This window comes from Rhodococcus sp. AW25M09, assembly GCF_000333955.1.
In the GTDB taxonomy this organism is placed as follows: Bacteria; Actinomycetota; Actinomycetes; order Mycobacteriales; family Mycobacteriaceae; genus Rhodococcoides.
The window spans coordinates 35,195-58,030 of the sequence record NZ_CAPS01000070.1; the positions used below are offsets into that span (position 1 = coordinate 35,195).

The 22,836-nt window shown below is 65.0% G+C and carries 23 protein-coding genes; 18 read left to right on the plus strand and 5 right to left on the minus strand.

Features of this window, described 5'->3' with window-relative positions; translation table 11 throughout:
- Positions 1-4: 4 nt before the first annotated feature.
- From dnaJ to era, 7 genes are all read left to right on the plus strand, one after another.
- Complete coding sequence (dnaJ, locus tag RHODMAR_RS13720; protein ID WP_008715491.1) at positions 5-1,162, plus strand: molecular chaperone DnaJ; 1,158 nt, start codon at positions 5-7, stop codon at positions 1,160-1,162.
- Between the two features lie 3 nt (positions 1,163-1,165).
- Complete coding sequence (locus RHODMAR_RS13725) at positions 1,166-1,939, plus strand: 16S rRNA (uracil(1498)-N(3))-methyltransferase (protein WP_008715493.1); 774 nt, start codon at positions 1,166-1,168, stop codon at positions 1,937-1,939.
- Positions 1,936-2,694, plus strand: coding sequence for an alpha/beta hydrolase family protein (locus tag RHODMAR_RS13730; protein WP_008715494.1), 759 nt, complete (start codon positions 1,936-1,938; stop codon positions 2,692-2,694). The genes RHODMAR_RS13725 and RHODMAR_RS13730 overlap by 4 nt, the downstream gene beginning before the upstream one ends.
- A gap of 91 nt (positions 2,695-2,785) precedes the next feature.
- Complete coding sequence (locus RHODMAR_RS13735) at positions 2,786-3,829, plus strand: PhoH family protein (protein WP_008715496.1); 1,044 nt, start codon at positions 2,786-2,788, stop codon at positions 3,827-3,829.
- A 44-nt stretch (positions 3,830-3,873) separates the two neighbouring features.
- Complete coding sequence (ybeY, locus tag RHODMAR_RS13740) at positions 3,874-4,416, plus strand: rRNA maturation RNase YbeY (protein ID WP_008715499.1); 543 nt, start codon at positions 3,874-3,876, stop codon at positions 4,414-4,416.
- A gap of 58 nt (positions 4,417-4,474) precedes the next feature.
- Positions 4,475-5,797 (plus strand): hemolysin family protein, encoded by a 1,323-nt coding sequence (locus RHODMAR_RS13745; protein ID WP_008715501.1) that lies wholly within the window; start codon positions 4,475-4,477, stop codon positions 5,795-5,797.
- A 16-nt stretch (positions 5,798-5,813) separates the two neighbouring features.
- Complete coding sequence (gene era, locus RHODMAR_RS13750; protein ID WP_008715504.1) at positions 5,814-6,728, plus strand: GTPase Era; 915 nt, start codon at positions 5,814-5,816, stop codon at positions 6,726-6,728.
- An 18-nt stretch (positions 6,729-6,746) separates the two neighbouring features.
- Here the strand turns inward: era and RHODMAR_RS13755 are convergent, their stop codons facing one another.
- The gene (locus RHODMAR_RS13755) at positions 6,747-8,168 is read right to left on the minus strand and encodes an amidase (RefSeq protein WP_008715505.1); all 1,422 of its coding nucleotides are present in this window, start codon (positions 8,166-8,168) and stop codon (positions 6,747-6,749) included.
- Between the two features lie 73 nt (positions 8,169-8,241).
- On the opposite strand from RHODMAR_RS13755, the gene recO reads away from it, so the two are divergent.
- The 3 genes from recO to RHODMAR_RS13770 are packed head-to-tail and all read left to right on the plus strand — an operon-like array spanning position 8,242 to position 10,265.
- Positions 8,242-9,075: a DNA repair protein RecO gene (gene recO, locus RHODMAR_RS13760; protein ID WP_008715506.1), complete on the plus strand. Its 834-nt coding sequence runs from the start codon at positions 8,242-8,244 to the stop codon at positions 9,073-9,075.
- Positions 9,032-9,850, plus strand: a complete 819-nt coding sequence (locus RHODMAR_RS13765; protein ID WP_051048025.1) for an isoprenyl transferase — start codon at positions 9,032-9,034, stop codon at positions 9,848-9,850. The genes recO and RHODMAR_RS13765 overlap by 44 nt, the downstream gene beginning before the upstream one ends.
- Positions 9,843-10,265, plus strand: a complete 423-nt coding sequence (locus RHODMAR_RS13770) for a hypothetical protein (RefSeq protein ID WP_008715510.1) — start codon at positions 9,843-9,845, stop codon at positions 10,263-10,265. Before RHODMAR_RS13765 ends, RHODMAR_RS13770 begins: the two co-directional genes overlap by 8 nt.
- A 1-nt stretch (position 10,266) precedes the next feature.
- Here RHODMAR_RS13770 and RHODMAR_RS13775 read toward each other — a convergent pair whose 3' ends face one another.
- The gene (locus tag RHODMAR_RS13775; protein ID WP_008715512.1) at positions 10,267-10,704 is read right to left on the minus strand and encodes a Fur family transcriptional regulator; all 438 of its coding nucleotides are present in this window, start codon (positions 10,702-10,704) and stop codon (positions 10,267-10,269) included.
- Complete coding sequence (locus RHODMAR_RS13780; protein WP_042939203.1) at positions 10,701-11,096, minus strand: metalloregulator ArsR/SmtB family transcription factor; 396 nt, start codon at positions 11,094-11,096, stop codon at positions 10,701-10,703. Before RHODMAR_RS13780 ends, RHODMAR_RS13775 begins: the two co-directional genes overlap by 4 nt.
- 266 nt (positions 11,097-11,362) lie before the next feature.
- Here RHODMAR_RS13780 and RHODMAR_RS13785 point away from each other — a divergent pair, with 266 nt between their 5' ends.
- The gene (locus tag RHODMAR_RS13785; RefSeq protein ID WP_008715516.1) at positions 11,363-12,748 is read left to right on the plus strand and encodes a glycine--tRNA ligase; all 1,386 of its coding nucleotides are present in this window, start codon (positions 11,363-11,365) and stop codon (positions 12,746-12,748) included.
- A gap of 71 nt (positions 12,749-12,819) precedes the next feature.
- Here the strand turns inward: RHODMAR_RS13785 and RHODMAR_RS29410 are convergent, their stop codons facing one another.
- Positions 12,820-14,841 carry a TPM domain-containing protein gene (locus RHODMAR_RS29410; protein WP_081605996.1) on the minus strand — a complete coding sequence of 674 codons (2,022 nt, stop codon included), beginning with the start codon at positions 14,839-14,841 and terminating at the stop codon, positions 12,820-12,822.
- A gap of 122 nt (positions 14,842-14,963) precedes the next feature.
- Between RHODMAR_RS29410 and RHODMAR_RS13795 the strand changes: the two genes are divergently transcribed.
- The 7 genes from RHODMAR_RS13795 (at position 14,964) to dnaG (ending at position 22,489) form a co-directional block, all read left to right on the plus strand.
- Complete coding sequence (locus tag RHODMAR_RS13795; protein WP_008715519.1) at positions 14,964-15,893, plus strand: ABC transporter ATP-binding protein; 930 nt, start codon at positions 14,964-14,966, stop codon at positions 15,891-15,893.
- Positions 15,890-16,693 (plus strand): ABC transporter permease, encoded by an 804-nt coding sequence (locus RHODMAR_RS13800; RefSeq protein ID WP_008715521.1) that lies wholly within the window; start codon positions 15,890-15,892, stop codon positions 16,691-16,693. Before RHODMAR_RS13795 ends, RHODMAR_RS13800 begins: the two co-directional genes overlap by 4 nt.
- A gap of 46 nt (positions 16,694-16,739) precedes the next feature.
- Positions 16,740-17,855 (plus strand): sensor histidine kinase, encoded by a 1,116-nt coding sequence (locus RHODMAR_RS13805; protein ID WP_042939209.1) that lies wholly within the window; start codon positions 16,740-16,742, stop codon positions 17,853-17,855.
- Positions 17,852-18,460 carry a response regulator transcription factor gene (locus RHODMAR_RS13810; RefSeq protein WP_008715525.1) on the plus strand — a complete coding sequence of 203 codons (609 nt, stop codon included), beginning with the start codon at positions 17,852-17,854 and terminating at the stop codon, positions 18,458-18,460. The genes RHODMAR_RS13805 and RHODMAR_RS13810 overlap by 4 nt, the downstream gene beginning before the upstream one ends.
- A gap of 67 nt (positions 18,461-18,527) precedes the next feature.
- On the plus strand, positions 18,528-19,244 hold the full coding sequence (locus RHODMAR_RS13815; protein ID WP_008715527.1) for a YdcF family protein: 717 nt from the start codon (positions 18,528-18,530) through the stop codon (positions 19,242-19,244).
- A gap of 1 nt (position 19,245) precedes the next feature.
- Entirely contained in the window at positions 19,246-20,520 is a 1,275-nt protein-coding gene (locus tag RHODMAR_RS13820; protein WP_008715529.1) for a deoxyguanosinetriphosphate triphosphohydrolase, read from the plus strand.
- 52 nt (positions 20,521-20,572) lie between these two features.
- A complete protein-coding gene (gene dnaG / locus RHODMAR_RS13825; protein WP_008715531.1) occupies positions 20,573-22,489 on the plus strand; it encodes a DNA primase in 1,917 nt (638 codons plus the stop codon).
- Here the strand turns inward: dnaG and RHODMAR_RS13830 are convergent.
- The gene (locus RHODMAR_RS13830) at positions 22,486-22,731 is read right to left on the minus strand and encodes a hypothetical protein (protein WP_042939211.1); all 246 of its coding nucleotides are present in this window, start codon (positions 22,729-22,731) and stop codon (positions 22,486-22,488) included. The genes dnaG and RHODMAR_RS13830 overlap by 4 nt on opposite strands.
- Positions 22,732-22,836: the final 105 nt, after the last annotated feature.

Consider the following 22,836-nt stretch of genomic DNA (forward strand, 5'->3'; position numbering starts at 1 on the left):
CGACGTGGCACGGGATTATTACGGGAGTTTGGGTGTCGGCCAGCAGGCGACGGACCAGGAGATCAAGCGCGCGTACCGCAAGCTGGCGCGAGAGTTGCACCCGGACGTCAACCCGGACGAGGCTGCGCAAGCCCGATTCAAGGAAATTTCCACCGCATACGAGGTGCTCTCCGATCCGGAGAAGCGACGCATCGTCGACCTGGGCGGCGACCCGCTGCAGCAGGGCGGCGGAGGCGGCGGCGGAGGATTCGGTGGAGCCGGATTCGGCGGCGGCCTGGGAGATGTGTTCGAGGCCTTCTTCGGCGGCGGTGCAGGCGGGGCGCAGCGCGGCCCCAAGGGACGCGTACAGCCGGGAGCGGACTCGCTGCTACGCACCAAGCTCACCCTCGACGAGTGCGCCACCGGCGTGACCAAGCACATCACCGTCGACACCGCCATCCTGTGCGACCTGTGCACCGGATCGGGCACCAACGGTGACTCCAAGCCGGTTCGTTGCGAGACCTGCGGCGGTGCCGGTGAGGTGCAGTCGGTGCAGCGCTCGTTCCTCGGGCAGGTCATGACCAGCCGTCCGTGCCCCACCTGCCGCGGTGCAGGCGAGACCATCCCCGACCCCTGCCGCAAGTGTGGTGGCGACGGTCGCGTGCGCTCGCGTCGCGACATTTCGGTCAAAGTTCCGGTGGGCGTGAGCAACGGCATGCGGATCCGGCTCGCGTCGCAGGGCGAGGTCGGCCCCGGCGGCGGCCCAGCAGGTGATCTCTACGTGGAAATAGTCGAGCAGCAGCACGAGGTGTTCGTTCGTGACGGTGACGATCTGCACTGCACCGTGCGGGTTCCGATGGTCGACGCCGCGCTCGGCACGTCGGTGAACATCGACGCGATCATCGACGGTCCCACCGAGATCTCGATAGAGCAAGGCACACAACCCAACTCGACGACGGTTCTGCGCGGGCACGGAATGCCGAAGCTGCGGTCCGGTATTCGCGGCGATCTGCACGCGCACCTCGAGGTCATCGTGCCGACCAAGTTGGACAGCAAGCAGACCCAGCTGCTCGAACAGCTCAAGTCGATTCGAGATCGAGACTCGGCGGAGGTTGTCACCACCGGTTCGGCGCACAGCGGTGGACTGTTCTCGCGGTTGCGGGAAGCCTTCAGTGGTCGCTGATCCATGGCCCCCACGGTCTTCTACCTCTCGCCGCTTCCGAAGGTCGGCGAGCTCGCCGTGCTCGACGGCAAAGAGGGTCATCATGCCGCAACGGTTCGACGCATTCGCGTCGGTGAGCGAGTGCTGCTCGGTGACGGAGCCGGCGGATTGGCCGATACGGTCGTCGCCGCTGCGGAGAAGAACCGACTGGAACTGACCGTCCAGTCGCGCAGCGACATGCCGCCGCCGACACCATCGGTGACACTCGTGCAGGCACTGCCGAAGGCCGACCGGTCGGAACTGGCCGTGGAACTGGCAACGGAGGCAGGCATCGACGCTGTCGTGCCCTGGCAGTCCTCGCGCTGCGTGGCGCGATGGGAAGGGCCCAAGGCGACCAAGGGCGTTGCGCGGTGGCGCAGTACTGCGTCCGAGGCGGCCAAGCAGTCGCGTCGGGCATACATTCCCGAGATTGCCGAGTTGCACGATTCACGGGCGGTGTACGCCCTGGTGGGTGCCATTGTGGCGCGTGGCGGAATTGTTGCCGTGCTGCACGAAGAGGCCACCTCGGCATTTCGGGACCTGCCCTTCGGCGAGGTGCCCGAGGTCGCGATCGTCGTCGGACCCGAGGGTGGCCTCGACGACCGCGAAGTAGCGGCTCTGACCGAGGCAGGGGCGACCCCGGTGGTGCTCGGCCCGACGGTGCTGCGGACGTCGACAGCAGGAGCTGTGGCACTCGGCGCGCTGGGCGTACTGACCTCCCGGTGGACCCAACTGCCACCCGATTTCCAGACCGCATGAGCGCGCGAATCAAGATCGCGTACGGCGAACACTCGGAGCAATTCGGCCATCTCTACTTGCCGGCCGAGCCGGTCGACGCCACGACGCCGGTGGTGGTGATCGTGCACGGCGGATTCTGGAGCGGGCAGTACGGATCGAACCTGGGAACTCAATTCGCGCGAGCTGTCGCGGGAGCCGGTGCGGTGGCGTGGAACATCGAGTACCGACGCGTCGGTGCAGGTGGGCACTGGCCGCAGATGCAGCAGGACGTGCGCGCGGCGCTCGACGTCGTTGCCGGCGATCTGCAGCGTCACGCGCCGGTCGGTATCGACGACGTACGCGTCATCGGCCACTCCGCCGGCGGTCACCTCGCCGTGTGGCTCGGTGGTGAGACCGGTACCGAGGTGCGGCCGTCGCGCATCGTCTCGCAGGCCGGTGTTCTCGATCTGGAGCCGCGCGGTGCGTCGCGGAAAACCAACCCGGCGGTCGAAGCGTTGCTGCAGGTCAGCTACCAGGACGACCCAGAGCGGTACCGGTCGGCCTCGCCTGCGGCCCGTGCGCCCATCGGTATCCCGACGATCTGTCTGCACGGATTCGATGACGTCCAGGTCCCGTCGGCGCACAGCGAGCGGTACGTCGCGGCCGCGAGAGCGGCCGGCGACGATGCACGGCTGACGATCGTGCCCGGCGAGGACCACTTCGCCTTTCTCGATCCTGCTTCGCAGTGCTGGAGGCTCTCGCTCGCCGCCGTGCTGGACCGGAGCGGCGAACAATAGGAATGCGCATCGATCCTGCGGCGTTAAACTTCATCCGAACACCAGTACACGTCTCCACAGCCGAAACAAGAGAGCAGGCCATAGCCACCACGTGAGTGAACACAGCGAATTTCCCGCCGAGCGCGACGTTCGGTCCAGCTTGGAGCTCGCCCCCGAAGCAGTGATGCCACTGCTGGGACAGTCCGACGAGAACCTGCGGGCGCTCGAACAGATGCTGACGGCAGACATCCACGTACGAGGAAACGCCGTGACGCTCACCGGAAAAGTGGCCGACGTGGCACTGGCCGAACGCGTGATCTCCGAATTGGCAGCGCTGGCCAAGAGGGCCCAGCCGCTGACTCCCGATGCGGTACGCCGCACGATCGCGATGCTCACCGAGGGCGTCTCGGATTCACCCGCCGAGGTCCTGAGCTTGGATATCCTGTCGCGCCGCGGCAAGACGATCCGGCCCAAGACGCTGAACCAGAAGCGGTACGTGGATGCGATCGACTCCAACACCATCGTGTTCGGCATCGGGCCCGCCGGCACCGGCAAGACGTACCTCGCGATGGCCAAGGCCGTACAGGCACTGCAGACCAAGCAGGTCAGCCGGATCATCCTGACGCGTCCGGCCGTGGAAGCAGGGGAGCGCCTCGGGTTTCTACCCGGAACGTTGCACGAGAAGATCGACCCGTACCTGCGCCCGTTGCACGACGCGTTGCACGACATGATGGACGACGAAGCGATCCCCAAGCTGATGCAGGCGGGCGTGATCGAGGTCGCTCCGCTTGCCTACATGCGCGGCCGCACGCTCAACGACGCCTTCATCATTCTCGACGAGGCGCAGAACACCACCGCCGAGCAGATGAAGATGTTTCTGACGCGTCTGGGATTCGGCTCGAAGATCGTCGTCACCGGCGACGTCACCCAGGTCGACCTTCCCGGTGGCGCAAAATCGGGATTGCGCGCGGCATCCGAGATTCTCACCGATCTCGACGACATCCACTTCGCGCAGCTCACCAGCAGCGATGTGGTGCGGCACCGATTGGTCTCGGAGATCGTCGACGCGTACGAGCGCTTCGAATCGGTAGGTCAGAGTGCGGTTTCCAACCGCGAGCAACGCCGCACCGGCGGACCACGTTCGGCGAGAAGATGATTCAGTTACGCAGAGCAGGCAACGAGAGCGTGGGTAGTGGCTAGATGAGTATCGAAGTGTCCAACGAGTCGGGGATGGACATCTCCGAGCCCGAGCTGGTCTCGGTCGCACGATTTGCGATCGCCGGCATGGACGTGCATCCCGCAGCGGAACTGTCGATGGTGCTGGTGGATTCGGCGACGATGGCAGATCTGCATATGCGGTGGATGGATCTGCCCGGCCCCACCGACGTCATGTCGTTCCCGATGGACGAGCTCGAGCCGGGCGGTCGTCCCGATGCTCCCGAGCCCGGACCGGCGATGCTCGGCGACATCGTGCTGTGTCCGTCGTTCGCGGCGGATCAGGCTGCCGCGGCAGGGCATTCACTCGAACACGAACTCGCGCTGTTGACGGTGCACGGAGTGTTGCATCTGCTCGGCTACGACCATGCCGAGCCGGACGAAGAAAAAGAAATGTTCGAGCTGCAGAATCGTCTGCTGGCCGAATGGTACGAGGACGCAAGGCGGGCGGAGCGCGATGCCGAACAGGCCGCGCGCGATGCCCGGCTTCTCGGTAAGACCGGTTTTTCCGACGGTGCGGATCGGTGATGCGCGTGATTTCCACGGCCGAAGCCTGTGATTCGGCAACACGACGGGGTAGTCGCGCGTGAGCAGTGCGGTTGTGCTCATTGTTTTCGCTGTCCTACTCGTGCCCCTCGGAGGTTTGTTCGCCGCCGTCGATTCTGCGCTGAACACGGTGTCGCGGGCGCGTATCGACGACATGGTCAAGGACGAACGCCCCGGAGCCACCGGCCTGGTCGTCGTGGTCGGCGATCGTCCCAGATACGTCAACTTGATGGTGCTGCTGCGCATTCTGTGCGAAATCGGCGGCACCGTCCTGCTTGCGGGCGGCCTGACCCAATTGATCGATTCGACGACGGCGCTGGTGATCACCGCGGTTGCCATGGTGCTGGTCAGCTACGTCGTGATCGGGGTCGGTCCGCGAACCCTGGGCCGACAGAACGCCTACTCGATCGCGTTGGCGGCCGCTTTTCCGCTGCGGGCGCTCGGGTGGCTGCTCGGTCCGATCAGCAGACTGCTCATTGTCATCGGTAATGCGATCACCCCGGGTAAGGGATTTCGTAACGGACCGTTCGCTTCCGAGATCGAACTTCGGGAGTTGGTGGACATGGCACGAGAGCGCGGAGTCGTGGCCGACGACGAACGGCGGATGATCCAATCGGTCTTCGAGTTGGGCGACACCTCCGCCCGCGAGGTCATGGTTCCGCGGCCCGAGATGGTCTGGATCGAGTCCGACAAATCGGCCGGCCAGGCCACGTCTCTTGCCGTGCGCAGCGGCCATTCGCGGATCCCGGTGATCGGCGAGAACGTGGATGACGTCGTCGGCGTCGTGTACCTCAAAGATCTTGTGCAGCGGACGTACTACTCGACCGACGGTGGTCGTGGAGTGCAGGTGTCCGAGCTGATGCGTCCGGCCGTGTTCGTGCCCGATTCCAAGCCGCTCGACAGCCTGCTCGCCGAGATGCAGCGAGATCGCAACCACATGGCCCTGCTCGTCGACGAGTACGGCGGTATCGCGGGCCTGGTGACCATCGAGGACGTGATCGAGGAAATCGTCGGTGAGATCGCCGACGAATACGATGCAGACGAAGTTGCGCCCATCGAGGAACTCGACGACGGACGCTATCGAGTGTCCTCCCGAGTGCCACTCGAAGACCTCGGCGAGATCTTCGACATCGACATCGAGTCCGAGGAAGTCGATACCGTCGGCGGACTGCTCGGATACGAGCTCGGCCGCGTGCCGCTGCCCGGTTCGCAAGTGATCACCCACGGGCTGCTGCTGCGCGGCGAAGGTGGAGCCGACCCCAAGGGGCGTGTCCGCATCACCACGGTGCTGGTCGAAAAGCTCGAACCCGACGAAGAATCCACCGAGGACGACGACTCGTCGGACGTCACTCACCAACACTGAAATCTGGAGGTGCTCGATGTCCGAGCAGCACAACGAAGAGTTCCGATCCGGATTCGTCTGTTTCGTGGGCCGACCCAACACCGGCAAGTCCACCCTGACCAACGCGTTGGTCGGTACCAAGATCGCCATCACGTCCTCGCGTCCACAGACCACCCGGCACACCATCCGCGGCATCGTTCATCGTGACCATGCGCAATTGATCCTCGTGGATACTCCCGGACTGCACCGCCCCAGAACGCTTCTGGGGCAACGGCTCAACGATCTGGTGCAAGACACCTACTCCGAGGTCGACGTCATCGGCCTGTGCATCCCGGCCGACGAGAAGATCGGGCCCGGCGACCGGTGGATCCTCGAACAGGTACGTCACATCGCGCCGAAGACGACGCTGATCGGCATCGTGACCAAGATCGACAAGGTCAAGAAGGAACGCGTCGTACAGCAGTTGATGTCGTTGTCCAAGCTCCTCGGCGACTCCAGTCACGTGATACCGGTGTCGGCCGAATCCGGTGAGCAGGTGGAGAAACTGGTCGATCTGCTGGCCTCCGAACTGCCACCCGGGCCGGCGTTCTACCCGGACGGAGAGCTCACGGACGAGCCCGAGGAAATCCTCATGGCCGAGCTCATTCGTGAGGCAGCGCTCGAAGGCGTCCGCGACGAGTTGCCCCACTCCCTGGCCGTCGTCATCGAGGAAATCGTGCCCCGCGAGGGCCACGACAACATGCTCGACGTGCACGCGATTCTCTATGTCGAGCGATCCAGTCAGAAGGCCATCATCATCGGCAAGGGCGGCTCGCGACTCAAAGAGGTCGGCACGGCGTCGCGATTGCAGATCGAGAAACTGCTCGGCACCCGGATCTACTTGGACCTGCACGTCAAGATTGCGAAAGATTGGCAGACCGACCCGAAGCAGATGGGCAAGCTCGGCTTCTGACCTGCCCAGGTCGGCTGACTACGAAGTTCCGTTCACATCGGACCACCAGGGTTCAGGGCGCTTGCGGTGCCACTGCAGCACGTTCTCGAGTTGAGCCGCAACCGACACCAGTAGTGGCTCCGAGGACTCGTGCCCCATCAATTGCAGGCCGATGGGTAGCCCGTGTTTCGTCAGGCCTGCGGGGACGTTGACGCTCGGCCAGCCCAGGACGTTCCACGGCCATGTGTACGGGCAGTGCTCGGTGATCACCCGATCGGTGTCTGCATTGGAGATGCCGTCGATGGCGTCGACCCGCGGCGGGGGAGTTGCCGTCGTCGGGGCGAGGACGATGTCGTAGTCGTCGAAGAACCGGCCGATGCGGCGTCCGATTCGAGGTTCGGCCGCGCGGGCGGCGCGCAACGGCGCTCCGGCGAGTGCGCGGCCGCTCTTGGCATTGGCTCGGGTGCGCGGATCCGCGAGCGATGGATCGGGAAGTCGGTCGAGCCACGCGGCGACACCTGCCAGTGAGCGCGGTAAGAAATTGAGCCCCAACAACATTCCGTACGCGGGATCGTCGACGACTACTTTGTGACCGAGTAATCGCAGCACCGCGGCCATCTCGTACGCCGCAGCGGCGATCTCCGGGTCCAGCGCGGCCGGAGTCGGGATGAACGGCTTACGAAGGCTCAGCGCTATTCGGAGTGAGCCAGGGTTGCGGCCGACGGCATCGGAGACGGTGAGTGCGGCCGGCCGATGGGTGTCGCCGTCGTGGCTACCCGAGACCACGTCGAGAAGAAGTGCGGCATCGGCTACGGTGCGTGCGAGTGGGCCGATGACGGTGATGCCGTTGAATGCCTCGGGGTCCGGCCAGGTCGATATCCGCCCCCGTTGCGGCTTGATGCCTACGAGGTTGGTCCACGACGCCGGGATGCGCACCGAGCCGGCACCGTCGGAACCCAGTGCAGCCGAAACCAATTCGGCAGCTACCGCCGCCGAGCTGCCGCCGGATGAGCCGCCGGGGGTGCGCTCACGGTTCCACGGATTGCGGGTGTGTCCGAAGGTGCCGCCGGTGAAGGGCCATTGGCCGAGCTCGGGGCTGTTCGTCTTTCCCACGATGACCGCTCCGGCCACACGTAGTCTGCGCACCACCTCCGAGTCGGCGGTGGCAGCCGGAAAACTACCGGCGCAGCCGAAGGCGGTCGGCTCCCCGGCGATGTTCACATCGTCCTTGACGGCAATCGGAACGCCGAGCAGCTGAGCGCTGGTGCCGGCGGCGCGCAGTCGATCCGCCTCTGCGGCCTCGGCCAGGGCTGCGGCGCGGCGCACGATGCGAAACGCGTTGAGCGTGGGTTGGCTCGTCTCGATTCGATCGAGTGATGCCGTGACCGCCTGCACCGAGGTGATGCGACCCGACGCGAGTTCGGCGGCCTGGGAAACGAGAGTCGACCGATGAAAATCCACGTCTGCACAGTATCGACTTCCCCTCAGCGCGGGAAACGGTCACCGACACCGCGCCCGTGGGACACTGGAGTGCGTGAGGCCATACCGTGACAACGCAGTCGTCCTGCGCCAGCACAAGCTGGGTGAGGCCGACCGTATCGTCACGCTGTTGACCAGAGAGAACGGCATCGTGCGGGCCGTCGCCAAAGGGGTACGCCGCACCAAATCGAAGTTCGGCGCGCGGCTCGAACCGTTTGCGCACATCGATGTCCTGCTCTATCCGGGGCGCAACCTCGACATCGTCACTCAGGTGCACACGGTCGACGCGTTCGGCGGAGATATCGTCGCCGATTACGGCCGCTACACCACCGGTTGCGCCGTTCTCGAAACCGCCGAACGACTGGCAGGCGAGGAGCATGCACCCGCACAGCGTTTGCATCAGCTGACCGTCGGTGCCCTGCGTGCTCTCGCGCAACACGTCCGGCCTCCGGAGTTGGTGCTCGACGCCTATCTGCTGCGAGCGATGGGCTTCGCGGGCTGGGCTCCTGCACTGACCGATTGCGCGCGGTGCGCGGCGGTCGGGCCGCACCGGGCATTCCATGTCGCCGCCGGTGGGGCGGTGTGTGTGCACTGCCGACCGCCGGGATCGGCGACGCCGTCGACCGGTGTCCTGGACCTGATGGTGGCGCTCGAGCGGGGTGAGTGGGACTACACCGTCACCACCTCCGATGCCGTCCGCAAGCAGGCCAGCGGACTGGTGGCCGCGCATCTGCAATGGCATCTGGAAAGGCAGCTCCGCACACTTCCGCTCATCGAACGCTCACACCCGCATCAGGTGCCGCTGGCGCAACCTGACTCCGTGTTCGCCGACACCGTCGGGCAGGATGGGGACCGTGATTCGACGACGAGAGCCGCAACCCCGGCCTGACGGACAGTCGGTGGTGCGCCCTCCGGATCCGCATCCCTCGGGTGCTCGGCCGCCGATTCTGCAGCCGGAATTGATACCGCGCCACGTCGCCCTGGTGATGGACGGTAACGGTCGGTGGGCACAGGATCGCGGTCTGCCGCGTACTGCGGGGCACGAGCAGGGCGAAGCGGTACTCATGGACACCGTCTGCGGGTGCATCGAGATCGGTGTGCAATGGTTGTCGGCATACGCCTTCTCGACGGAGAACTGGAAGCGCAGTCCCGACGAGGTCAAGTTTCTGATGGGCTTCAACCGCGATGTCATTCGTCGTCGACGGGACGAGATGAACGAGATGGGCGTGCGAGTCCGCTGGGCCGGCCGTCGACCCAGGTTGTGGGGCAGCGTCATCAAGGAACTCGAAGTTGCCGAGAAGTTGACCGAGCGCAACACGGTGATGACGTTGACGATGTGCGTCAATTACGGTGGGCGCGCCGAGATCGCCGATGCCACAAGGGAAATCGCCCGGCAGGTGGCCGCAGGGAAGCTGAATCCGGAGAAGATCACCGAGGCGACCGTCGCCAAGTACCTCGACGAGGCGGATATGCCGGACGTGGATCTGTTTCTGCGTCCGTCGGGGGAGCAGCGAACGTCGAACTTCTTGATCTGGCAATCGGCGTACGCGGAGTTCGTGTTTCAGAAGAAGCTGTTCCCGGATTTCGACCGCAGGGACCTATGGGAGGCGTGTATCGAATTCGCTTCGCGCGATAGACGATTCGGGGGAGTGAAATATGAGTGACGACGTACAGGGTATCGACGAAGCCGGCGAATTGACTCTGCAGACTCGTGCCCGGCTGGCACTCTCTCAGTTCGCCACCGTGACCGTCGGGGACGAGGGGTCTCTCGGTTTCGATTACGCCGGTGCGCTCTGCTCGCTACGGGCCGTTCGGCTCTCACCCGAACTCGAGGTGTTCTCGCTCACCGCGGTGTTGGCGTGGGATCGTCCGCTCAAGGCGGCTCTGCACAAGAAGGTCGCCGATCGCAATGCCGATTCGCAGTTCGGCGCGATCTCGGTCAACACCCACGACAAGCTTGCAGATGTCTTGCTGCGCTACACCTTTCCGGCGAGCGGCCTGGACGACGAGGCGATGCTGACGATGCTGATCCTGGTACTCGCCGGGGTGGAGAAAGCGCGCGAGGGCCTGCTGCCCTGAATCAGTTCGCGGTGGCGCACTGACTGCAGGTGCCGAATATCTCGATCGTATGGCTCACGTCGGTGAAACCGTTGGTCTCGGCGACGCTCTTCGACCACTTCTCGACGGTGGGGCCCTCGACCTCGACGGTGTAACCGCACGAGCGGCATACCAGGTGGTGGTGATGGCCGGAGGAGCAGCGCCGGTAGACCGACTCACCGTTGTCGGTGCGAAGCATATCGACGGTACCGGCGTCGGTCAGGGTCTGGAGTGTCCGATAGACAGTCGTGAGGCCGATTCCCTCACCGCGTTTGCGTAATTCGTCGTGCAGATCCTGTGCGGACTTGAATTCCTCGATGGTGTCGAGCAAGTCCGAAATCGCACTGCGCTGTTTGGTGGCCCGCACTCCGACGACGACGGGTCGTCTCGGGGTCGTGGTGTCGGTGGACTTCTCGGTCACAGGTTACGGCCTTCCTCGGCGTGGGCCACGGCGTCGACGACGATGTGGGAGAGGTGATCGTCGACCAGTCGGTACAGGACTTCGCGGCCGTTGCGTTCTCCACGCACCACGCCCGCCGCCTTGAGTACCCGAAGGTGTTGGCTGATCAACGGTTGGGTGACGCCGAGCGCGACGACCAGTTCGTGGACGCACCGCTCGGACTCACGCAGCTGCAGCACGATGGCGATCCGCACCGGGGCTGCGAGCGCGCGGAGGATGTCCCCGGCCGCGGCCAGGGTCTCCCTGGGTGGAATCGCAGCCGGGGGAGCAGCAGCGAACGGGTCGTCGGCATGCAACGGATGTTCGGGGTCTTGTTGATGGGTCGAGTCGGTCTCCACGAATCGAGCGGACATGGTTGCGGCCCCTTCGGTCACCGGCTGACTCCCGGCGAATTCTCTCTGCGCGATCGACTTCATGGCACCAGGTTAGTGCAGTTATCGTTATTGCAAATCGTATTCATTGTGATATGCACAGGTGCGCATGTCAATTTCCCCACCAGACCGCTGTTCGGTTTCACCCGCTGGGCCAGATAGTCTGATCAGGGCGAAAACCGCCCGCTTCACCCGCCATACGATGTGACCGACAGTCACGATGTAACCGAAGATGGAGAGCTCCGCCAGTGGCACCCAAGTCCAAAGTCGAAACCGTCGCCAACCTCGCCAAGCGCAGAGGCCTCGTCTACCAGTGCGGCGAGATCTACGGCGGTACCAAGTCGGCCTGGGATTACGGCCCGCTCGGCGTCGAGCTCAAGGACAACATCAAGAAGCAGTGGTGGCGCAACATGATCACCAGCCGCGACGACACCGTCGGACTGGACTCCTCGGTGATCCTGCCTCGTGAGGTGTGGGAGGCCTCGGGCCACGTCGAGACGTTCTCCGACCCGCTCGTCGAGTCGCTGCACACGCACAAGCGCTACCGCGCCGATCACCTCATCGAGGCCTACGAGGACAAGCACGGTCACCCGCCGGAGAACGGCCTGGCCGACATCCGTGACCCCGAGACCGGTGAGCCCGGATCGTGGACCGAGCCGCGTGCGTTCTCGGGTCTGCTCAAGACCTTCCTCGGCCCGGTCGACAACGAGGAGGGCCTGCACTACCTGCGTCCCGAGACCGCACAGGGCATCTTCGTCAACTTCGCCAATGTACTGACCACCTCGCGAAAGAAGCCGCCGTTCGGCATCGGCCAGATCGGCAAGAGCTTCCGCAACGAGATCACTCCCGGAAACTTCATCTTCCGTACCCGTGAGTTCGAGCAGATGGAGATGGAATTCTTCGTCAAGCCGGGCGAGGACGAGCAGTGGCACGAGTACTGGATCGACTACCGCATGAAGTGGTACACCGATCTGGGCATCGATCCGGAAAACCTGCGCCTCTACGAGCACGCCAAAGAGAAGCTGTCGCACTACTCCAAGCGCACGGTCGACATCGAGTACAAGTTCGGCTTCCAAGGAGGTGCCTGGGGAGAGCTCGAGGGCGTCGCGAACCGCACCGACTACGACCTGTCGGTGCACTCGAAGGCGTCGGGCCAGGATCTGAGCTACTACGAGCAGGCCACCGATACTCGTTACACCCCGTACGTCATCGAGCCGGCCGCCGGTTTGACGCGTTCACTGATGGCCTTCCTCGTCGACGCGTACAGCGAGGACGAGGCTCCCAATGCCAAGGGCGGTGTCGACAAGCGGGTGGTGCTCAAGCTCGACCGCCGGCTGGCCCCGGTGAAGGTTGCGGTGCTCCCGCTCTCGCGTAACGCCGATCTGACGCCGAAGGCGAAGGATCTTGCACAGCAACTGCGTCAGTACTGGAACGTCGAATTCGACGATGCCGGAGCGATCGGCCGGCGTTACCGTCGCCAGGACGAGATCGGTACCCCGTTCTGCATCACCGTCGATTTCGACACCCTCGACGACCATGCCGTCACCATCCGTGAACGCGACACGATGGCGCAGGAGCGAGTTGCTCTCGATCAGGTCGAGGGCTACATCGCGTCTCGTCTGATCGGCGCGTAGAGGACCTTCGGCAAACAGACAGGCCCCGATCTCGAGACGAGATCGGGGCCTGTCGTATGTCGGTCGACGCGTCAGAAGCGGCCGCCGCCACCGCCGAAGCCGCCGCCACCACCTCCACCGCCGAAGCCCCCGCCGCCGCCGCCGAATCCTCCTCCGCCGCCGCGTAGCACGCTGTTGATCAGGATTCCGCCGAGCACGGCTCCGGCAACGTTGCCGCCGCTACCACCGCCGCGCCGCCCGTGACGGTTCTCCCAGTTCTGCACGTCCGACTGGGCGATCTTCGACGCGCGCGAGGCCAATTGGCTGGCGGCATGCGCATGCTTGAGGGCCTCCTCCGGGTTCTCGGATTCGAGCTGACGAGCCGCAGCGAGATGCCGTTCGGCCTCGGACAATCGCGTTCGAGCATCGGCACCCACGCCGCCGCGGCGCGTCGAGATGTAATCCGCAGCAGCAGTGATCTGCGCCTGAGCGGCCGCGATATCGCGATCCAGACGAGCTCGCAGCTGGTCCTCGGCGGCCTTCTCCGCCGACGCCTCGTCGACGATCTTCTCGAGTTCGGAATCGGCCTCGGAGAGGGCGGTGTAGCTGCCGAGCGGATCCGAGGACTGCGCCGTCTGCGCGTTCTTCAACGCCGCCTGCGCTGCAGTGATGGCCGACTGCAACTCGGCACCGCCGTGCTCGGCCAGGCCTCGGGCTTGCTCGATGTCGCGGCGGACGTCCTCGATGGCGTCGGGCAGCGTGGCGATGGCGTGCCGGATGTCGTCGCGAGCATGGTCGACGCCATCGAGCAGCGTCCTGGCCTGCTCGACGGCCCGTTCGGCAGTACGAATCGCGGACACTGCCGGACCCTGCTTTCCGGGCGGTAGCGCCGCAGCTGCGCGACCTGCTTCGATGTTCTCTTCGGCCAGCGCGACGCGATCCTCGGCCATCGTGACGTTGTCTGCGATGGAGTTCAACGCCGTCTGGGAGAATTCCGAATGCAGTTGCTCGAGGAGCTCTTTCGACCGAGGGATTCGCACGGTGAGGCCGACGATCGTCTGGGTGAGTTCGTCGAGGTGTGATCCGGCGTTCATCACCAGGTCTCGGAAGCCGTCGAATTCCTCGACGCGCGAATCGAGTTCGTTGTCGGCCTGACCGCACGAGCTGATGATCTCGACGAGCATCGCCCGTCGCTGATCCGGGGTTTCGGGAATGGCGTCGTCGAGGCGTTGCCGGATCTCGAAGGCGGATGCGAGTGCTTTCTTGGCGTTGTCGTGGGCGGCGATGAACGGTGCGGCGGCCGAGTCTCCGAATTCGCCTCGGGCGAGCGTCAGTTCTTCTTCGCTTGCTCGGACTGCGTTGTCGGTCTCGATCAGGATTTCCTTGGCACGGGTGTCGAGAACGTCGACCGGGAATCGGGCCAAGGCGGCCGGGTCACTCGGGTCGATCTCGGCAATCGCCTCGACCTCGGCGGCGACGCGGGCCTTCTTGCGCCGCGACGAGTAGACAACGGCTCCGCCGCCCGCCACTGCCAAGGCTCCGACGCCGATCAGCAGCGGTGCGGACGATCCACCGCTGCCGCTCGAGGCGTAGGCATCGCCCAGTGCACCGGCCGCCGCGATCGCGGCACCGGACCAATCCTCCTCGCGCAGTGCGGGTTCGAGATCGTTGACTCGAATGTCGTCCTGCTCGGCTGTGGTGACCTGCGACAGCCCGGTGTTCACGGCAAGGTAGTACGAACTGTCGACTGTCGCCACCGCGAGGAGGACGTCACGCTGACCGAGGTCGCTTCGCTGGTAGGTCTGCTCGGCCCAGTTCGCGGCCGACATGTTGTCAAAATCCGCAACATAGGTGACCCACAAGCGAAGCTGGCTGCTGCCGTAGAGGTCGTCGATGGAGGTTTGCACCTCGGCCGTCGAGTCGGAGTCGAGTGCCTGGACGTTGTCGGTGATCTGCGTGGCCAGGCGCGAGGGTGCCTCGGCCGAGGCAATTCCGGGAGCCAGGAGTACCGCAAAGAACAAGGTCAGGGCACCTGTTGCGGTGAGGCGACGGAATCGATGAACCGACCTACGGACAACTGTGGCGCTGGAATGCCGCCGGTGCTGGACTGCCATGCGTTGAAATCTACCGGCTGGGTGGTGTCCGAATCGAGCAGGTCGATCCATGACAGTTGTCATCGTGCAATCGTGACGCTCGGACGAGGTCGACGCTGTTCGCTCGGAGCAGAGTGATTCCCATGACCACAACGAAGGCAGTCGAACTGCGAGACGTCACCAAGACCTACGGCTCGGTCCGGGCGGTGGACGGGCTCAGCCTGTCCATCGAACCGGGCGAAGTCGTCGCGTTCCTCGGACCCAACGGTGCGGGAAAGACGACGACCATCGACATGATGCTCGGGCTCGCGGCACCGACGACCGGTTCGGTGTCGGTGTTCGGGGGAACCCCCGCCGATGCCATCGCCCAGGGCCGTATCTCGGCCGTGATGCAGACCGGTGGCTTGCTCCGTGATCTCACAGTCCGCGAAACCGTCGAGCTGACCGCGGCGCTCTTTGCCCACACCCGGTCGGTGAAGGAAGTACTGACCCGGGCGGGTATCGCCGACATCGGAGACCGCCGAGTCGCGAAATGCTCCGGCGGTCAGCAGCAACGACTGCGGTTTGCGCTCGCACTGCTGCCCGATCCTGATCTGCTGGTGCTGGACGAGCCGACCACCGGCATGGACGTCGAGGGGCGCCGCGACTTCTGGAACGCTATTCGCCAGGACGCCAGCACCGGTCGAACGGTCCTCTTCGCCACCCACTACCTCGACGAAGCCGATGCCTACGCCGACCGCATCGTGCTGGTGCGGCACGGCAAGATCGTCGCCGACGGCAGCGCCACCGAGGTGAAGAACCTGGCCGCAGGACGCACCGTCACTGCTACGTTGCCCGGCGTTGACCAGTCGATGTTGCTCGCGCTGCCCGGGGTGGACCGCGTCGAAACTCGTGGTGATCGGGTCATCGTGCACGGACGCGACTCCGATGCCGTGGCCCGATACCTGCTGAACGACGCGCAGGCGACGGACCTCGAGATCGTCTCGAGAAACCTCGAAGACGCGTTCCTTGCCCTGACCACCGATTCTGAAAACGACCCAGCCGAAAACGACCTCGCCGGGAGCATCCGATGACCACTACCACTGCGTCCACAACCACCCGCACTCCTGCCAGAGCCGTTGCCTGGGGCGGATTTTCGCCGACGTTCCTCGGACTGGAAATTCGCAGACTGTTCCGCAACAAGCGGACTCTGATCTTCACCTTGGTGATGCCGCCGGTGTTCTTCGTCATCTTCGGTACGCAGTCCGACTTCAAGTCCGACTACTCCTTCGCCCATGGCAATGTCACCGGCTACATCGCCATCAGCATGGCGGTCTACGGAGCTATGCTCGCCACCACCAGCGGGGGAGCGATGGTCTCGGTCGAACGCGCGCAGGGGTGGAGCCGGCAACTTCGGCTGACTCCGCTCGAGCCCGTCGCGTACATCATCACCAAGGTCCTCGTGGCCATGACGATGGGTGCCGCCGCGATCGTCGTGGTGTTCGTCGTCGCGAAGTTCTTCGGAGCCGACATGCCGATCTGGGTGTGGCTCGCCTGCGGAGTGATCGCGTGGCTCGGATCTGCGGTGTTCGCCGCGTTCGGGCTGTTCATGGGGTATCTGTTGCCCTCGGAGAACGTCATGCAGATCCTCGGACCGGTGCTGGCACTCCTGGCGCTGGCCGGTGGCCTGTTCGTCCCCCTCGGGGACGGTGGCTGGTTCCCGATGCTCGCCCAGTTCACCCCGCTCTACGGCCTGGCGACGGTGGCCCGGGCACCGTTCACCTCGGCGGAGCTCGGAACCCTCGCTATCGCCGTGGTCAATCTGGTGGTGTGGGCGGCAGTGTTCATCGCCGGAGCTGCCCTGCTGTTCCGGAAAGACACCAAGCGTGCCTGACGCGCAAACCTCTGATCGTGTCGCCCACGGGGATACCGTGGGCGACATGACCACGTTCACCGCCGACCTGCCCGAGGGGCGGGTCTGGCGATTCGGCTGGATGTTCGGGGCCATCTGGCTGATCTACCTGATCTATCCGCTGAACGAGATCCTTGCGTTGGGGTCGATGGCAGCGCGCGTGACCGGAATAGCTGCGATCATCGGCTTCGCCGTCGTGTTCACGACCACCTTCTGGCGCTTCCGCAACGGCCACCGCCGAGGACATCCGCTGCCGACGTCGCAGGCATGGATTGCGCTCGCGGAGATGGCTGTGCTGACCGCGGCGATGTGTGCCCTCATCGGAACCACCGGGTTCGGGGCGACGGTGTACATCGCGGTTCTGGCGATGATGACTCTTCCGGTACGGCACGCGTGGGCGTTGGTCGCGGCGATGGCGGTAGTTGTCGAATTCACACCCCGCGCCGTCTCGTCCTGGGTGCCCGACAACTTCTTCGCCTTCCAGTTGCTGATCAGCGCCGCCGCGGCGTGGGGCATCACCCAGGTATTTCAACGCAACCACGAACTGGCGGTAGCGCGGCAACAACTGGCAGATCTGGCCATCGTCGCCGAACGCGAGCGCATGAGCCGCGACGTCCACGACATTCTCGGCCACTCCCTGACCGTCATCACCGTCAAGAGCGAACTGGCCGGGCGTCTGATCGATCTCGACCCCGCCCGCGCAGCCGTCGAGATCGCCGAACTGGAAACTCTTGCGCGGCAAGCGCTTGCCGATGTTCGCAGCACCGTCGGCGGCATGCGGCAGATCGATGTCGGTACCGAATTGGCGAGTGCGCGTACGGCTCTGACCGCAGCGGGGATCGCGGCCGATCTTCCCGCCGACGCCGATCTGGTGCCGCTGCGGCACCGCGAACTCTTCGGTTGGGTGCTCCGGGAAGCGGTGACCAACGTGGTGCGACATTCCAGCGCACGGCGCTGCCGGGTGACGCTGACGTCGTCGAGCATCTCGATCGTGGACGACGGAGTAGGACCTGCCGGCGACGGCTGCGATACCGGGGGCAACGGTCTACGAGGCATCGGTGAACGAGTGACGGCCGCGGGTGGTTCACTGACGATCGCCCGGGTGTCGACAGGCGGATTCAAGGTGGAGGTCTCGGCAGAATGAGCATCAGGCTGTTGTTGGCCGACGACCAGGCGCTGGTGCGGGGTGCACTTGCAGCTCTGCTGGGGCTCGAGCACGATCTCGACGTCGTCGCCGAGGTGGGTCGCGGCGACGAAGTGGTCGCGGCGGTCCTCGAACACCGGCCCGATGTCGTGCTGCTCGACGTGGAGATGCCGGGAAAGAACGGTATCGACGTCGCCGGCGAGCTGGCGCTGGTTGCGCCCGAGTCCAGGGTGCTGATCGTCACCACCTTCGGTCGGCCCGGCTATCTGCGTCGTGCGATCGACGCGGGGGCATCGGGATTCGTGGTCAAGGACACCCCTGCCAAGCAGCTGGCCGACGCCGTTCGGCGCGTGCACATGGGACTGCGCGTGGTCGATCCGACGCTGGCGACCGAGACCCTCACCGACGGTATTTCGCCGCTGACGGCCCGTGAGCAGGAAGTTCTTCGCGCAGCTGCGCAGGGCGGGACGGCCGGCTCGATCGCTGCCACGGTGCACCTGTCGGAGGGGACGGTGCGCAATCACCTGTCCTCGGCGATCGGTAAGACCGGCACCAGCACCCGTGCCGAAGCGGTCCGGGTGGCCGAGGCCCGCGGGTGGCTGTAGATCCCACGAACGATCCCACGAGGCGCGCCGTGACCGTCTCGATGCTCGGGCCTGGCAAACTCGAGGTGTGAATTCAACTCTCGACCGAGATTCGTACGGCGATCCGTACGACGATCGGTATGCCTCGGACCCCGGTCCCGAGCGCCTGGGCTTCTTCGGAACGCTCGGACGCTGGACCGGTCGCCTGGTCGCGGGAGTGATCCTGATGGCGGTGGTGCTGGTCGCCGGAACAGCAGTCCGCGTATGGCAGGTTGCTCGCATCGACGACTACTCCAAGGCGGACGCCATCGTCGTACTCGGCGCGGCCCAGTACAGCGGTACCCCTTCCACGGTGTTCGAGGCCCGTCTGTCGCAGGCCGCATCACTGTACGAGCGGGGCATCGCACCGGAAATCGTCACCGTCGGCGGCAAACAGGAAGGCGACCTCTTCACCGAGGCCGCGTCGGGCCGCAACTATCTGATCGACCAGGGCGTACCCGCGGACGCGATCGTGGCCGTCGAGACCGGCTCGGACACCCTGCAAAGCATCGAGGCAGTGAGCGACACACTCCGTGAGCAGGGCAAGTCGTCGGTGGTGCTGGTCAGTGATCCGTGGCATTCGCTGCGCACTCGAACCATGGCACGCGATGCCGGACTCGACGCGTGGACCTCACCGACCCGCACCGGCCCGGCGGTCTATACCAGGGAATCGCAGGCACACGGGATCGCCAGGGAAACGGGCGCTTTGCTGTGGTACCAGCTGACTCACTTCACCGCAGACTTCTCCTACACGGCAGGCCAGTGACATGACCGGCACCTACTCGGCGCACGACGTCGAACGATTCGTCCCCGAACCCCCGAAGACGGCGGGACTGAAACCGGGCACAGACAACGCCTCGCATCGAAGTGCGTTCGCACGCGACCGGGCGCGGGTGCTGCACTGCGCTGCACTGCGCCGGCTCGCCGACAAGACTCAGGTGACCGGGCCGCGGGACGGAGACACCCCGCGCACTCGGTTGACGCACTCGCTCGAAGTGGCGCAGATCGGCCGCAGCATCGCCGAAGGCATCGGTAGTGACCCCGATCTGGTCGACCTCGCGGGGTTGGCACACGACATCGGTCATCCGCCGTACGGCCACAACGGCGAACGCGCCCTCGACGAAGTGGCCGAGGACTGTGGTGGATTCGAGGGCAACGCGCAGAACCTGCGCATTCTCACCGGACTCGAGCCGAAGATCCTCGACGCCGAGGGTCGCAGCGCGGGATTGAACCTGACCCGAGCCTCCCTCGATGCCGCGACCAAGTATCCGTGGATCCGGCCGGCCCCCGGCGCGAAATTCGGTGCCTACGACGACGACTCCGCCATTCTGACCTGGGTTCGCAGCGGTGCACCGGACAGGCACAAGTGCCTCGAAGCGCAGAGCATGGACTGGTCCGATGACGTCGCCTACTCGGTACACGACGTCGAGGACGGTGTGATCGACGCCCGAATCGACCTTCGTGCGCTGTCCGATCCGATCGAGCAACGCGCCCTCGCCGAACTCGGCGTCTCGGAATTCCGGGGACTCGACGTCGAGGAGTTGATCGAAGCTGCGAACCGGTTGTCGAGGATGCCCGTCGTGGTTGCGGTCGGACGCTACGACGGCACCCTCGCCGCGTCGGTCGCGCTCAAGCACATGACCAGTGAACTCGTCGGGCGCTTCGCCACCGCGGCCATCGAGGGCACCCGTGAGAAGTACGGCACCGCGCCGCTGAGCCGATACGACGCCGACCTCGTGGTGCCGTCGATCGTCGGTTCGGAAGTGGCGCTGCTCAAGACCATGGCGCTGCGGTACGTGATGTCCGATGCCGGCCACAAGATCCGCCAGGAGCGCCAACGCGACCGTATCCACCGCGTCGCCGAATGGTTGCTGCGCTCGGCTCCGGGAGAGCTGGATCCCATCCTGGTTCCCGCCTGGCAGCGCGCTGCCAGCGACGCCGAGCGAACCCGAGTGGTCGTCGACCAGATCGCCTCGTACACCGAAAGCCGACTCGAACTGATCGACAAGCGCTCACTGGGAGCTCAGGCCAGCTGGGGCTGATCGCGCCGCGGACCGAATATGGGTAGGTCCGGAACGGGACTAGACTGCCCTCGTGGCCGGCCGAATACCTGAACGCGACATCGCCGCCATTCGTGAACGCACACGGATCGAAGACATAGTCGGGGACTACGTCTCGCTCAAGCGTGCCGGCGGCGACTCCATGAAGGGTTTGTGTCCCTTCCACGACGAGAAGTCCCCGTCGTTTCACGTCCGTCCCAATCATGGTCACTATCACTGCTTCGGTTGTGGCGAGGGAGGTGACGCCTACTCCTTCCTGCAGAAGATCGAGCACATTTCCTTCGTCGAGGCCGTCGAGCAACTTGCCGACCGGCTGAACTATTCGATTTCCTACGAGGGTGGAGGGCCATCGGTCCAACGTGACCGTGGCACCCGTGCTCGCCTGATCGCCGCCAACGCAGCTGCGCAGGAGTTCTATGCGGGCAGGCTCAGTGGTCCCGACGCCCAGACCGCACGCGATTACCTCACCGAACGAAACTTCGACGGTCATGCCGCGTTGGCATACGGCTGTGGGTACGCACCCGACGGCTGGGACACCCTCACCAAATATTTGCTGGGCAAAGGCTTCGAGGCCAAGGAGATCGTCGACGCGGGGCTGGCGACACCCGGCAAGCGCGGTACGCCGATCGACCGTTTTCGGCGCCGGTTGGTGTGGCCCATTCGCAGTCAGAGCGGCGACGTCATCGGCTTCGGAGCCCGCAAACTGTTCGACGACGACACTATGCCGGGTAAGTACATCAACACACCGGAAACGATGTTGTACAAGAAGTCTCAGGTGCTGTTCGGCCTCGATCTGGCGCGCAAGGAGATCGCGAAGTCCCATCAGGCCGTCATCGTCGAGGGCTACACCGACGTGATGGCGATGCATCTGGCCGGAGTCAAGACGGCGGTGGCGTCCTGCGGTACCGCGTTCGGTGAGGATCACCTGGCGATGCTGCGCCGACTGATGATGGACGACAGCTACTTTCGCGGCGAAGTGATCTATACGTTCGACGGCGACGACGCCGGTCAGGCCGCCGCCATGAAGGCATTCGAAGGTGATCAGAAAATAGCCGGTCAGACGTTCGTCGCCGTCGCACCCGACGGTATGGACCCGTGCGACCTGCGATTGAAGTCCGGTGACAACGCCGTTCGCGATCTGGTGGCCAGACGTACCCCCATGTTCGCCTTCGTCGTCAAATCGCTACTGCGAGAGCACGATCTGGATACACCGGAGGGCCGCGTCGAAGCGTTGAAGCGAACCGTTCCGGTGGTCGCGCGGATCAAGGACGCATCACTGCGAGACGAGTACGCGAGGCAGTTGGCCGGCTGGACCGGCTGGGACGACACCGCGATGGTGCTCGCGCGCGTGCGCGACGAGGCGAAGAAGGGCGCCCGGGGCGATACCAGCGGCAAACGCGTGCCCTTCGCCAAGCGTCAGCAGGAGCCGACGGAGGCACCCGCGGGACCGCCGCGACCCAATCCCACCGATCCGACGCTGTGGCCGCAGCGAGAAGCCCTCAAGGCGGTACTGCAGATGCCTGCGGTCGCGGGGACCGTGTTCGATTCACTTCCGCCGGAAAGCTTCCATCACCCGGCGTACTCGGCCGTGCGTGACGCGGTGGCCGCGGCCGGGGGCACTGTCGCAGGCTTGGGTGGAGGGGAGTGGGTGGATGCCGTGGCCAAACAGGCCAAGGACCCCGTGGTGGTGTCGTTGGTGACCGAGCTGGCCGTAGATCCGATGAGGGTGGCCGACGATGCCCTCACGCGCTACATCTCGGGCGTCCTGGCCCGACTGCAGGAAGTGTGGGTCGGCCAGCAGGTGGCCGAACTGAAGTCGAAGTTGCAGCGGATGTCGCCGGCCGAGAAGCCCGACGATTACAACGCGTTGTTCGGCGACCTCATCGCACTCGAGCAGTACCGCCGAAGTCTGCTCGAGCTCGCAGTCGGCAGTGTCGCCGAGGTCGGTTAGCGTCGGAGCTGATCGCGGGGAACGTAGACCTGGGTCTCGTCGTCGATCGGCTGCATCGGCTCCAGCCGCGGCTGGGTGTTGAGGGAGTCGGAGAGTTTCTGACGGCCGACGTCGATCGCCTTCTTGGTGGCCGGAGACGACGCGACGGCGCTGGCCGTCTTACGAATCTGCTCGTACCGGCCCCGGCCCGCCTTGGCACCGAGCACATATGCAGCTCCAGCCGCCAGTACCAAACGAATCATCAGTGGGTCCTTCCGTAGAGCGTGCGGCTGTTCGTCCATCTTGCCCGACGACGCTCGAGCAGGGCGATTTGGTAGTCACTAGGGGGTGTGCGCTATTGTTTCCAA